At 68.8% G+C, this 12,164-nt stretch carries 11 protein-coding genes; 4 read left to right on the top strand and 7 right to left on the bottom strand.

Annotated features, from left to right (window positions below; translation table 11 throughout):
* Positions 1-143: 143 nt before the first annotated feature.
* From BN1555_RS35205 to BN1555_RS39415, 5 genes are all read right to left on the bottom strand, one after another.
* Positions 144-1,355 (bottom strand): helix-turn-helix domain-containing protein, encoded by a 1,212-nt coding sequence (locus tag BN1555_RS35205; RefSeq protein ID WP_218058262.1) that lies wholly within the window; start codon positions 1,353-1,355, stop codon positions 144-146.
* On the bottom strand, positions 1,348-2,154 hold the full coding sequence (locus BN1555_RS35200) for a hypothetical protein (protein ID WP_093804032.1): 807 nt from the start codon (positions 2,152-2,154) through the stop codon (positions 1,348-1,350). Before BN1555_RS35200 ends, BN1555_RS35205 begins: the two co-directional genes overlap by 8 nt.
* A gap of 86 nt (positions 2,155-2,240) precedes the next feature.
* Positions 2,241-3,065 (bottom strand): hypothetical protein, encoded by an 825-nt coding sequence (locus BN1555_RS35195; RefSeq protein ID WP_255306509.1) that lies wholly within the window; start codon positions 3,063-3,065, stop codon positions 2,241-2,243.
* 91 nt (positions 3,066-3,156) lie between these two features.
* Positions 3,157-3,966, bottom strand: a complete 810-nt coding sequence (locus BN1555_RS35190) for a competence protein CoiA family protein (RefSeq protein WP_107081144.1) — start codon at positions 3,964-3,966, stop codon at positions 3,157-3,159.
* A gap of 1,081 nt (positions 3,967-5,047) precedes the next feature.
* The gene (locus BN1555_RS39415; RefSeq protein WP_176710343.1) at positions 5,048-5,215 is read right to left on the bottom strand and encodes a hypothetical protein; all 168 of its coding nucleotides are present in this window, start codon (positions 5,213-5,215) and stop codon (positions 5,048-5,050) included.
* A gap of 378 nt (positions 5,216-5,593) precedes the next feature.
* On the opposite strand from BN1555_RS39415, the gene BN1555_RS35185 reads away from it, so the two are divergent.
* From BN1555_RS35185 to BN1555_RS35175, 3 genes are all read left to right on the top strand, one after another.
* A complete protein-coding gene (locus BN1555_RS35185; RefSeq protein WP_093804030.1) occupies positions 5,594-7,402 on the top strand; it encodes a pentapeptide repeat-containing protein in 1,809 nt (602 codons plus the stop codon).
* A gap of 311 nt (positions 7,403-7,713) precedes the next feature.
* Complete coding sequence (locus BN1555_RS35180) at positions 7,714-8,520, top strand: hypothetical protein (RefSeq protein WP_141662965.1); 807 nt, start codon at positions 7,714-7,716, stop codon at positions 8,518-8,520.
* Positions 8,517-9,629, top strand: coding sequence for a site-specific integrase (locus BN1555_RS35175; RefSeq protein ID WP_255306508.1), 1,113 nt, complete (start codon positions 8,517-8,519; stop codon positions 9,627-9,629). Before BN1555_RS35180 ends, BN1555_RS35175 begins: the two co-directional genes overlap by 4 nt.
* A gap of 194 nt (positions 9,630-9,823) precedes the next feature.
* Here the strand turns inward: BN1555_RS35175 and BN1555_RS35170 are convergent, their stop codons facing one another.
* Complete coding sequence (locus BN1555_RS35170; protein ID WP_093804028.1) at positions 9,824-10,909, bottom strand: response regulator; 1,086 nt, start codon at positions 10,907-10,909, stop codon at positions 9,824-9,826.
* Positions 10,902-11,132: a hypothetical protein gene (locus tag BN1555_RS35165; protein ID WP_255306507.1), complete on the bottom strand. Its 231-nt coding sequence runs from the start codon at positions 11,130-11,132 to the stop codon at positions 10,902-10,904. Before BN1555_RS35165 ends, BN1555_RS35170 begins: the two co-directional genes overlap by 8 nt.
* A 491-nt stretch (positions 11,133-11,623) precedes the next feature.
* Here BN1555_RS35165 and BN1555_RS35160 point away from each other — a divergent pair, with 491 nt between their 5' ends.
* Entirely contained in the window at positions 11,624-12,037 is a 414-nt protein-coding gene (locus BN1555_RS35160; RefSeq protein ID WP_093804027.1) for a hypothetical protein, read from the top strand.
* Positions 12,038-12,164: the final 127 nt, after the last annotated feature.

The raw sequence follows: 12,164 nt of genomic DNA, 5'->3' as shown, positions 1-12,164 counted from the left end.
CCCGGGCGGCGGGCGAACCGTCCGGGGCCCTGCGCTGTGTCTGCTGGTTCCGCTGGAATGAGGGCTCAGCGACAAGTTAAAACTCAAGCTAAGTCGCAAGTGCCATTATCCGCTGATAACAAGCCCATAGGACGGGGTGGCACTTAGAGGGCGCTTGCGACGAGCCGGAGAGCGGGCCGGTCTTCTTCGGCGCCGAGCATCCGACGGACCTGGGGCACGCTCCAGGCCAGTTCACGTGCAAGCTCTGTGATTGTCAGCCCGTGGTCGCAGGCAAGGGCGAACGCTTGAGAGAGCAGCGCGGGCTGCTCGCCGGGGTAGCCAGCCAAGGGGTCCGGAGCGAAACCGGGCTGTCCCTTCAGGCCGTGCAGGCGCTGATAAGCGCGGCTGGCCGCAGAGTCAGACAGGAGACCGAGTTCTCGGCAGCGGTACAGCAGGGAGTGCACCGATACCCCCCACATGTCTCGCAGTTGCGACAGTTTGTGCAGGTCGGCTCGTGCGGGCAGCTCGGACAGGATTGACTCGCGGGGGGTGAGGAACTCGGCGGCAAAGGTGTCAGCTTCTCGCTCCTGGGCGACGTCACCAGGGCTAGCGTCGCCGTGGAGGACTAGATGGCCCAGCTCGTGGGCCGCACTGAAGCGGTGCCGGTAGACGTCGTCGGTTCTGTTTGGTGTCAACACGATCAGCGGCCGGGGTAGGCGCGATGTGGAGAAGGCATCGACGGATCGCAGATCCTCGTCGCGCTGCGGGGTGATCACCACAATTCCACGTGCTTCCAACCGTCGGACCAGGTGGGCAACCGGTCCGGTCCCTAGGCCCCACTCGATCCGCAGCGCGCGGGCAGCAGCAGCTGGGTCGCTGGGCAGTTCGGTACCCGATAGGACTTCCCCGCCGGCGAAACCGGGCAGGTCGACCACGGGGAGCTGGACACGCTTCTCTAGTGCGTAAGTCAGCTCCCATACCTGTTCGGTGTACGCGATGGCTTTGGCGCGCTGGTAGGACCGCGTGCTGCGCAGGCTGCGGAAGTGTGCGGCCGAGGGATCCAATCGTGCGTGGGGGCGTCCTGACAGGAAGTACGCCAACGGCACCTCCAAGACTTCTGCCAACCGCGGGATGAGTTCAGGGCGAGGCCGGTTGGTGCCCATTTCGTACTGGCTCACCGCAGCCGGGGTCACTCCCAGCTCGTCGGCCAGGCGCCTCTTCGTCATCCCTAGCAGGCAGCGCGCCTGGGCCAGCCGCGCGGGGTCGAAAACCTCGTGCACTGCGGCCGGAGAGGGCTGTTCCAACCCGGCGCGGCTTTTGCGAGCGTTGCGGCTTCCGGGGGCAGTGAACAGCGATGGCTGGGTTTCTTTACTCATTGCCGTCTTCGATTTGAGGGGTGGTCGGTTCCTGTTCGGCGGACGGGCGCTTGATGAGCTCGACGCGCGGCGTGACATCAAGCGAAGGCACCTCGCCCCTGGCCCAGCCCTGCGTGGGGATGGCGACGCCCGCATCGTGCAGATCGCGGCGAGAGCTGCCGGAGTCCTGTGCGGTGGCGATGCTCATGTCGAGCCGCTCGGGCTCCCACAGCATGGTGCCGTCGTCTTCGAGTGAGTGGGGCGTACCCCACCAGGCGGCCAGAATCTCGTCGCTATCGGCGTTAGCCACGTACGCGACGTAGATCACTTGAAGCTTCTCCGCTTTGGCCGCCGCGGCGGCTTCGGCCACCGTTGGGTGAGCTTCCGGGCCGGCTGCCTCGGGAGTGTCGAACAGAGTCGGCGCGGGGTCGACGCCATTGTCACGGGACACCATCTGAGGGATCTTCGTGCTCAGCTTCGCCCGAGTGATCGGCTCCTTCAGCGAGGTGGCATGCCGGAAGGGGATCAGTACCCGTCCATTGACCACCGCCAGGCTGTACGAGGCACCCTTGGGCCTATAGGGCTCGTAGCCGGGCAGTGAAGCCAGGTCGAACTGCGAGACGACGAGGTGGTAGCGCGTGGCCCACATACTGCCGTAAGGACGCTTGTCCGCAGCCCCCGCGCCTTCGGCCGCCACCTGAACCAGACGTGCCGCCTTCTGGCCACGCGCCAGACCCGTGACCACATGCCGCACCACCTCTGAGGCATTCTCACCGAAGTGCTCGACACCCAACCGCGACGGAGTGATCTCGCCAGCCATGATTCCCCCAGAGGGCTAGGTACTTACCGAACGAACGTCAATGTAGCACTCTCGCTTAACTTATGAGCGGTAAATGCCCGCGAGTGTCAGGGAGAAGGTGTCGCCGCAGTGGCCCGTCGGCGTTCTGTTTCCACCGCGCGCCGCAGGGCCTCCAGCTTGAGGGGCAGCAGCTGGGGCAGCCCGTCGTACCGCAGCCGGCCGACTCGGTAGGAGGTGACGAGGCCGTTCTCCTCCAGCGGCATCCCGGGCGGGCGGATCGTCGTGTGCCCGTCGTCGTCGAGGACGCCGTCGTGGTTCATCCAGAGCGACACCCACAGCTTCGAGGTGCCGTGGGCCCGCTGCACCAGGTCCTTGCGCACGTCCAGCCAGCGCTCCAGCGCGGCCCGGGTCAGTGCCGAGGTCTCGACCCACTGCCCCTGACCCGTGCCGCCGCCCTGGGGGCGCCGCTCGACGTACACCGCGGCGTTGTCCTCGCCCAGGTCCGTGGTGCGCAGCTCGACCAGCTCCCCGCTGCGTGCCGCGGTGTCCAGCTCCAGCGCGAGCACGGCCGTCAGCCGGGTCTGCGCCGGGGACATGGGCCCGGCGAGGTACTGGTCAAGCTGGCGGGCCAACGCGGAGAGGGTGGCCGCCTCCGGTGCGGTCCTGAACAACTCCTCCACCTGCGCGCGGGACAGCAGCGTCCACCACGCCTCCGCCGTGGCGTGGGCCCGCAGCTCCAGTTCCTGCAGGGCGGCCTGCCGCTGGGCTTCACGCTCCTGCGCCAGCGCGAACTCCCGGGCTCGCCGTTCCCTGAACTTCTCCATGGCCTCCGTCCGATGCCGGGCCTGATCTTCGTCGCGCTGCACCCGGAGCCGACGGGCTGCCGTCTTCTGCTCGCGCTCCCGCGCCTCCTTCTGCCTGTTGGCCTCCACACGTCTCTTCCGGGCCCTCTGGCCCGCCGGCGACGCCAGCCATGCCTCGCGGCGCGCCCGGGACGCGGCCTCCAGTTCCTGCCTACGGGCCTCACGCTGCCGCGCCTCCTCCCCCCCGCCGCTGTAGCTCCCGTTCGTACGAGACCTGCGCCTCGGCGGACTGACGGGATGTCCACCACAGTTCACGGAGAAACCAGCGGTGTTCCTCGCCGACAAGCCGCATCACCTCGCGGTGACGCGGCACGCTCCGGCAAGGGCGCAGTTGTCCGCGAAGCACCCACCGCACGAACTGGGCGAGCTCCGCCTCCTGGAAGAACCACGCGCTGGAGCCGAAGCCTCCCAGCCCGTCGTCCACGACCCACGATTTATGGGTCGCTTCGGGTACCCGCACGCGGATGGACGGGACAGCCCCGAGCCACACCGGCGGCCGCTTGTGAGGGGAAACCCAGCACACCGCGACGCCCTCGGCCGCGTACCGGTCGGTGCGCGCCTTGATGTCCTCTACCGTGATCGGGGAGAGCTGCGCCTCCCGCGCCATCCGTTGCTCACCGTTGGGTGAGGCCGCCATCACGTCGGCCCGCCAGGAGCCGTCGTCTGCCGCGACCTCAAGCTCGGCGAACCATCCGGCCGCGCGGATGGCCCCGGCCATCTCCAGCTTGAGCATGTGGTGCTCCCAGGACTCGTTCGCCAGAGAGCACTCCGGCGGCCGCCCGCCGTCGTGGCAGAAGAACCGCACGCGGCTCGGCGAGTGCTTGGCGTGCACACCCCACGCGCACTCGGGACAGGTGAGGGCGACGCGAGGCGAGACCTTGTAGACCCGGGACCACTCAAGGCCAGCGCCGAGATCCGGCTGGGTGGCGTCGATGCGGACCACTTCGGGGTGAAGAGCAATGAACGGCATGAAAATCGCATCTACTGTGCGATATGGCGCAAATGGCGACAAATCTGACGCAACAGGAGATAGCAGGCGGCACTGACAGTCGCGCGCCGAGCCCTCACAGATGCGCCGGGTCGCTACGCCCTCCTCAGTTCCTAGGTGACATGTCAGTTGGTGGACACGAGCGGGACGCCCGCCTCACCGCCGCCCGATCTGAGGTCAGGGCCGGTGTCCTCCTCGGCCGAAGCTGACATGTCACCTTGCGGCCTGGCATGGTTGAGTGGACACGACAGCACACGTGCTGAAAACGGCAGCGCCCCCGCCGCTGGAACGGCGAGGGCACCTTCTGCCGTACTGGGCGGACGTCCCCGGCTAGCTCAAGAAGCCGGGGGCGTCGTCACGTCCGGGAGAAGAACCACTCCCGGAGCATGCGTCCGATCCAGTACAAGGCGGTCGTCACCGGCGCGAGCCACAGACGGATGCGACGACGCACACCCCTCCAGTCAACCGGCGTAGACCTCGGGTGCTTCTTCATGCGTCCCCCTCGGGAAATGGGAGCGGCTTGCTGCCGGACCCGGGGCCCCAGGGCCCGCCGCGCGGTCCCCCCGAAGGTTCTTCATTAGGAAGCGAACACCACCTTACGTGGCGCCAGTAGACCCCACCGGCCGTCTGTCGGTGCCTAGTTGTGGGCTGGATCAGCGGAGCGTTACCCGGCCGGGCGGCCGGGTAACGCCGTGCCGGAAGCGGAATCGTCAATGTGATGACGAGTAAGCACTATTCGCCGACTCGGGCAATTCGGACACGGCTCGTCGGCGAGGGTGTCGGGTAACTCAAAGTTACGAAGATTCTTTGGGTTGGATGCGGAGTGATGGGTCGCGTCACCTGAACTCATGCCGCAGATAACTGCTCTGTTATCTGCGGGAAGGCTTCGCCCCAACCCCCATGACCGGCGGGCATAGATGTTCCTCTTCCGAGGCCGCTCGGTCTCGGAAGAGGAACGGCAGGGTCAGGCGGGAGGATTTTCCTCCTCCGCCGCCGGCGACGGAACGTCCGGTGACGGCGTGTTCTGCCGGTCGACCGCCTTCTTCACCGTCCAGCCTCTGCCCTACTCCTGCGCGGGCGGGAGCCGGGTGGTCGGTGGTTCGGGACGTCGGCGGCGGGCTGTGCGTGCGGCGCGGACGGCGGCGGCGCACGCGGTGGTGACGACGGCGGCGGACAGGCTGCCGAGGAATTCGGGAAGCGTCTCGCGCAGCAGGGCGAAGAGGTCGGACACGAAAGCGGCACGGCGCGCCGAGGGCCCCGTCGCGCGCCGGTTCCTCTCGTGCTCGAAAAGGATGCGGCAATGCACCGACTGGCCGGGAGCCTCGGCCGCTGGACAGTTGGATCACGCGCGGTGTCCGGCTTGTTCCGCTCGCCCGCGCGTAGGTGACCCTCTCTCAGTGCGATGAACATCCTTCCGTCCCGGGCAGCTCCGTGTCCCGGCTTTCGCCGAACGGGTGCGCCGATCCCTTTTCGCTGTCCCCGCCGTGGCGTACGCGATCCGCGGGTGTCGGACCGTGCGGAAGATTTCAGTAGCGCGCGTTTCATTTCAGTACGCGTTCTGTGCGGTGGGGTCGGCAACCATCCGGCCGTGCTTGATCGTCCTTCGGGTATGTCACACCTGAGCCCCGAACCGTCTTTGACCTCGCTTAGTTGGGTGCCCTGTGGTCACGGCACCACCCCGGAGGACCCGGTCGGCTGCCGCGGTGCCGACGTGCCCGGCCATACCGCATGCCTCGCCCACCTGGCCGACGCCGAACGCGACGCCTACCTGTATAGCCTGACCCCCGGCGCCGACATCGACCACAGCGGCACCACCTTCACCGAACCCCTTCTCGACGCCCTCCTCAATGCCCTCCGCGACCCCGCCACCGGCTCCCCCCGCCTCGGCGACGCCCGGTTCATATCGGCAACCTTCCAGGGCAACGCCGAGTTCGATTTTGTGACCTTCCAGGGCGAGGCCAGGTTCCGGTCGGCGGTCTTTAAGGGCAAGGCCGCGTTCGGGGCGGCGACCTTTCAGAGCGACGTCGAGTTTCGGTCAACGATCTTTAAGGGCGACGCCGTGTTCCAAGCGGTGATCTTCGACTGCACCGCCAACTTCACCGTGGCGACCTTCCAGAGCGGCGCCCGGTTCGATGGAGCGACCTTCCAGGGCGACGCCCGGTTCAAGGAAGCGACCTTCCAAGGCAACGCCGAGTTCGTATCGACGGCTTTCCAGGGTGACGCCGGGTTCGTATCAGCGGCTTTCCAAGGCGATGCCCGGTTCGAACTAGCGGCTTTCCAAGGCGATGCCCAGTTTGAACTGGCGGTTTTCGAGCGGTCGGCCAGCCTCGGGCCGTTGGTGTGTGCCGGGCGGGTGAAGTTGTCCGGGGCGGTGTTCGGCAGCCCGGTGACCCTCTCATTGGCCGCGCGCCACCTGGAGTGCCGACGGACCCGCTGGTCGTCAACGGCCGAGATACGTCTGCGCTACGCCACAGTGGACTTCGCCCAGGCGGTCTTCGAGTACCCCCTCACGATCGCTGCGGAGGCCGAGCCCTTCGTCCTCCCCGGCGGACTGCCAGTGCCCGAGCAGGCTCTTGCCGACGCCCTCAGCGCCACGGTGCAGTTGATCTCGCTGCGAGGGGTGGACGCGGCCCATCTGGTGCTCTCCGACATCGACCTGGCGATGTGCATGCTGATCGGAACCGTGCACCTGGACCAGATCCAGCTGGAGGGCACCTGCTCTTTCAATGACGTCCCCCGCACCCAGTGGCGCCGCTGGCCTCCCGTACGGTTCACCCAGCGCCGCATCCTTTTCGAAGAACGTATCTGGCGTGTGAGCGAGCCAGCAGCAGCTCCGGGCTGGAACGCCGCCGTATCCGGCACCGTACGTGTGGGGCCGGCGCAGCTGGCGCCGGTGTACCGGGCGCTGCGCAAGGCGTTCGAGGACGGCAAGAACGAGCCGGGGGCGGCGGATTTCTACTACGGCGAGATGGAGATGCGCCGCCATGACCGCACCAACACCACCCGCGCCGAACGCGGACTGCTGTCCGGCTACTGGTTGCTGTCCGGCTACGGCCTGCGTGCTTCCCGGGCGCTGGGCTGGCTTGCTGCCGCCATGCTCGTCACCATCGTGCTGCTGATGGGCTTCGGGCTCCCCAAGGACTCTCCGAAGCAGGAAGCGATCGGCACCGTGCCTCCCGGCGGCGGCAAGGTCACCTTCGAGATCGGCAAGGCTGATCCCCAGAACCCCACGGGGGAAAGGTTCACCGGCGAGCGCTTCGACAAGGCCCTGAACGTCACCCTCAACTCGGTGGTGTTCCGCTCCTCGGGCCAGGACCTGACCACCACTGGCACCTACATCGAGATGACGTCCCGCGTGACCGAACCCGTCCTTTTGGGCCTGGCGGTCCTGGCCGTCCGTAACCGTGTCAAACGCTGACCCAATCCGTCCGCAGCCCAGGGCCGACGCAATGCCGCAGTCACCGAACACTGAAACAACTGGTGTGACCGAACCCGCCATGAGCCGCCGCACGGAAGATTTCAGTGCCCAGGTCATAGCCGTGCCCACTGAAATCTTCCGTGCGGTCCGACAGCGGATAACCGGCCCCCGAGTGGTGATCACGTCGGATAACCTCTCCTTATCCGACGCGACAAAAGGGGCTCAGCCGCTAGTCGTGTCAGGATCTGCCTGACGGATGAAGTTGTCAGGAAGACCCTGACGTGGCACCTCGTCAGGCGTATCTTGACGACATGACTGACGCCCCTGCCAGCCCAGAGACTCCCTGCGTGCTCTCGCCGCGCGACGAGGCCCGCGTGTGGTTCGCCCTGCAAGCCGAGCGGACCAGCGATGCCGCGCTCGCGCTGCTGCCCATCGACCCCGCCGCACCGCAAGGTGACCGACTGCGCCGCGCCTTGGCCCTGAAGAAGGAGCTGGACGGCCTCATCACGCGCGCCGTCATCGCCGAACGCGAGGAGGGAACCACCTGGGCCCAACTGGCCGATGCCGCCAGCATTACCAGGCAGGCCGCCCACGAACGCTGGGCTCCAGCCGTCAGCGCCTGGGCCGCCAACGGCCGCACCACATTCCCGGAGGACAGCGGGATCAGCACCTTGGCCGCCGCCCGCCGCCTCGACCGAAAGCACGCCGACCAGCACCCCGACCACTCAGAGAACGCGGTCAGCTCCGGTCTGGACGCCGTGCGCTTCCCCGGCGCAGCCGCCGCCGAGGCCGCCCGCCGGGAGCGAGCGACGGGCTTGCATGCCCGGCTGGCGTCGCTCATCACTCAGCTCCACGGCATGCACAAGGAGCTGAGCCTGCTCACCGAGGCCGGTGCCCGCCCGGAGGCCCGGGCGGCCGTGCTGACCCAGCAGGCCGACCTGGAGGAAGTGATGGCTGCCGTGTATGAGGAGCTGACAGGCGCCGAGCCGGAACTCGCCGACGAGCACCGGGCTCGCGCCGAACGAGCCCGCGCCAACACCGTCGCCGAGCGGGAGTACGCCGAACTGCTCGCCGCCAAGGCCGAGGCCGGCTACCAGACGGAGGGAGTGACGAAGTGACGGTCTCGGTCGAGACGGCCGCCGACCACGTCGCCGGGCCGGACAGCAACCCGGTGCCGCTGGACCCGGCGGCCGCCGAGCGCCAGGCGCTCATCGAGCGGTGGGCCGAGCGCCACGGCGTCGACGCCGCCCGGCGCCTGGCCGAGGCCGAGGACCTGGCCGACGCCGTGGCGAAGGAGATCACCCCCGAGAACACCGCCGACACCTACGACAAGAGCTGGCGGGTGTGGGAACGGTTCTGCGCCACCACCGGCCTGCCCATACGGGAGAGTTCCCGGGGCTCCCTGGTGACGTTCGTGACGTGGATGCTGCGCGAGGGCCAGCAGAACGGCAAGGGCTACGCCCCGTCGTCGGCCTCCACCCACCTCGCGGCCGCCGTCGTCGGGCTGCGCGAACGCGGCGTGACGGTCTCCGGCGACGACCAGGCCGCCGCCCGCACCGCCCTGGAGGGCCTGGCGGTCAAGCTCCTGCAGGCCGGAGAACGGCGCGGCCGCGGCCAGGCGGCCGGCGCCGACATCGACGGACTGCGCGCCATCGCCCGCGCCTGCCCCGACACCCTCACCGGCGACCGCGACAAGGCCCTGGTGCTCACCGGCTTCCACTACGCCAGCCGCTCCCAGGACCCGGCCGGGCTGCTGACCGGCGACGTCACCCTGCACCCGCGCGGCCTGGTCGTCGCCGTGCTGACCGGCAAGACCAAGCACTCCGTGCGCAACGCCAAGATCCGCTACGCCGACGATCCCGAGATCTGCCCGGTGCGGGCCTGGACCGCCTACCGCACCCGCCTGGTCGCCGAGCACGGCCAGCGGTGGGCCGCCCCGTCGACGCCGGCGTTCGTCGGCATCGACCGGTGGGGCCACGTCACCGGCGGCATGGTCCCCGACTCCGTCACCCGCGCCGTCAAGCGGATCTCCCACCGGGCCGGGGTGCCCATCGCCTGGACCGGGCACTCGCTGCGCATCGGCCTGGCCTCCGTCGCCCGCCGCAACGGCCGCGACGGCATCGCCATCGCCGACCAGGGCGGCTGGGCCCGCCACTCCCGCTCGATGCTCGGCTACATGCAGCGCGACGACGGGTGGGAGGACAACGCCTCCGCCGGCCTCGCCTGACACTCTGCAGACCAGCCCCGGTCAGACCTGTTGGTTCCAACAGGTCTGACCGGGGCTGGTGCTGGGTCCACCAGGGTTCAGCGGGTCCTAGATTCCCTGCTGGCCTTGACGGGGCCGGCCGAGCCGCTGCTCCCGCTTGCGCCTTCGTCGCACGGGGGCTCCACGACCTCGGGGGTACGCGTCCAGCCGGACCCCTAGGATCCCGGGTGGCTGATCCTTCGTTCGAGGTGAATCTCGGTGAAGACGGCGACCTTGGCACGCAGGGCCCAGGGGTCGAAGGGCTTGCTGATGTAGTCGACCGCTCCGGCCGCGTATCCGCGGGCGGTGTGCTCGGGATCGATGCCCATCGCGGTGAGGAAGATGATCGGCACGTCCCTGTTACGGGGGCGGCGCTTGATGTGGGCGGCGGTCTCATAGCCGTCCATCTCTGGCATCTGCACGTCCATGATGATGACGGCGAAGTCGTCGTGGTGGAGCAGGGCCTTGAGAGCCTCCCGGCCGGATGAGACGGTGACGAGCTCCTGGTCCAGTGTCTCCAGCACCGCTGTCATGGCGAGCAGGTTGTCGGGCTGGTCGTCCACGACCAGGACCTTGGGCATGGGCTGGGGCTGCGGCAGAGGCGGAGCCGTGGGGTGTTCCACGGCTTCGAGCTGGCGCTCCAGCAGGTCGCAGCGTGCTTCCGCGTCCGCCCGCTGCACCTGTGCCGCCTGGAGTTCGTTCCCCAGCCGGGCCACCTCCTGCCGCAGGACGTCGCGCTCGCCCAGCAGTTCCGAGACGTCGGGATGAGCCGCTGCCAGCTGGCCGGCGTGCTCACGCTCGGCGGCGAGCGTCGCCTTCATCTGGTTCAGCCGCACCTCCAGGTCGGCGATGCGGTGCTTGCGGTCCAGCAGCGCGTCGCCCAGCACGTCGCCGCGGACGCTGGAGCGGCGCGAGACGTGGTCCGCGTCGGCCAGCTGCTGTTCGATGATTTGGGCCGCGTGCTTCGGGGAGGAGTTGGCATCGAACGCCGACTGGTAAAGCCCGCGCACGTACTCGATGGTCTCGGGGGTGACGGTGGTGCCGCGGTGCTCGGCGAGATCGGTGAGCATGTCCATGATTACCGGCCAGGGGGGTAAGCGGGTCCCGTTGAGGTAGCGGGAGAACGTGCCAGGGTCACGCTGGTGTCTGGCCGCATACCGGCGTACCGACACCCCCAGTGCCGCGAACAGCTCCCGCAGGACCTTGGCGAGCGCACGGGACTCCTGCGTCAAGCCCTGCCCCAGAGGCCGTAATTCACCCATGGTCGTGCGCCTCCTCGCAGGAGTGACCGGTTTCCGAGGTGATCAAGCGGTCGAAGAACGGTATCGACAGCCCGGTGACGGCGAGGCCGGCGAGCATGCCGCGTGGGACGCCCTCCCCCGCCAGCCAGGACAGCGCCCCTGCCGCCACGCCGCTGAGCGCTGCGAGCAGGAAGACCAAGGCCGTTCTCAGCGGCAGCAATGGCCGATCCACGCGATTCTCCATTCGTCCGTCCCTCCTCCGGAGGGGGAGACATCCCGCCCGGCGGACCGCCAAGTGGGTGACACACAGCATGGAGCGTCACGGGGCCGTTGCAGTACGTGATCAAGGAAAGTGGCAACGGAAACCGCCGTTGCGGCGGGCCCGCCGCAACGCGAAACCGTCGTCCGCGCAGATCGGGGCGCTGACCCGGCTACGCGTTGCCAATATGTTGCTGTGCAACGTTGGCACCACGGCGGGGCACGGCGGGCAACACATCCCGGTCCGGAGATCCTCAGGGCCGGCCGGGAAGTCGCCGGGGCCCACCGAGGGGCAGGAAGGACGGCCGCGGTGAGCCAGAACTTCCCCGCAGCCGACGTCGGCGCGAGACCACGACGGCCTGACACCTCTTGCAACTCGCGTTCCGTCCAGGACGAAAGCAGGGACTCGTATCACTGGTGCGGCCTCTCGGAGATGGGCTGGCCAGCCGGGGCCCGTGGACGCGGGAGACTCACAGGGTGAGCACCTCGCGCCGTCCTCTGCAGTCCACTCCCGTCCCGGCCGCCGAAGACCGGCGGATGCCGTTGGCGCCCGACGCCCCGTCCCCGCTGGCGTCGGCCGCGGACCGGTACGCGGACGCGGCATGCGACCTCGCCGATCACGCGAGTCCCAGCGGGTGGAGCGCCGAGGCGGTCGACGACGTACTGGAGGGCATCGACGCGGCCGTCGCCGCCCTGGCCGCCGCCGACCCGCGCGCCGCCCGGATCCTGAAGGAAGTGCCGCTGGCCCTCGAGGCGATGCGCCGGTACGCCGCGGGCACCCCGGCCGACGCGGCATCGGCGCCGGTACGTACACCGAGGACACGCCGGGGACTGGGCCGGGGCTGGCAGGGCATGTACCTCCCGCGCGACGACGGCGACGAGCCGCAGTGAAGAATCGCCGGGTCCGAGCGCAGGGCGGTCTCACCAGCCGCAGGTTGAGCAGGAATGAGCCCCGGACCATCGGCCCGGGACTCATTCAGCGGTCACTCACCGGTCACCCCAGCGCACTGCCCAGTGC

Source organism: Streptomyces sp. Wb2n-11, assembly GCF_001049855.1.
Lineage (GTDB): Bacteria > Actinomycetota > Actinomycetes > Streptomycetales > Streptomycetaceae > Streptomyces > Streptomyces altiplanensis.
Note: the sequence above shows the minus strand (reverse complement) of the source record. Positions and strands in the feature narration are given on the sequence as shown.

What these genes read in the sequence shown, in the direction of transcription:
- BN1555_RS35200 (WP_093804032.1), bottom strand. Translation starts at nt 2,154, where the DNA reads ATGGCTGGCGAGATCACTCCGTCGCGGTTGGGTGTCGAGCACTTCGGT.
- BN1555_RS35165 (WP_255306507.1), bottom strand. Translation starts at nt 11,132, where the DNA reads ATGGAGAATCGCGTGGATCGGCCATTGCTGCCGCTGAGAACGGCCTTG.
- BN1555_RS35170 (WP_093804028.1), bottom strand. Translation starts at nt 10,909, where the DNA reads ATGGGTGAATTACGGCCTCTGGGGCAGGGCTTGACGCAGGAGTCCCGT.
- BN1555_RS35190 (WP_107081144.1), bottom strand. Translation starts at nt 3,966, where the DNA reads ATGCCGTTCATTGCTCTTCACCCCGAAGTGGTCCGCATCGACGCCACC.
- BN1555_RS35180 (WP_141662965.1), top strand. Translation starts at nt 7,714, where the DNA reads ATGACTGACGCCCCTGCCAGCCCAGAGACTCCCTGCGTGCTCTCGCCG.
- BN1555_RS35205 (WP_218058262.1), bottom strand. Translation starts at nt 1,355, where the DNA reads ATGAGTAAAGAAACCCAGCCATCGCTGTTCACTGCCCCCGGAAGCCGC.
- BN1555_RS35185 (WP_093804030.1), top strand. Translation starts at nt 5,594, where the DNA reads ATGTCACACCTGAGCCCCGAACCGTCTTTGACCTCGCTTAGTTGGGTG.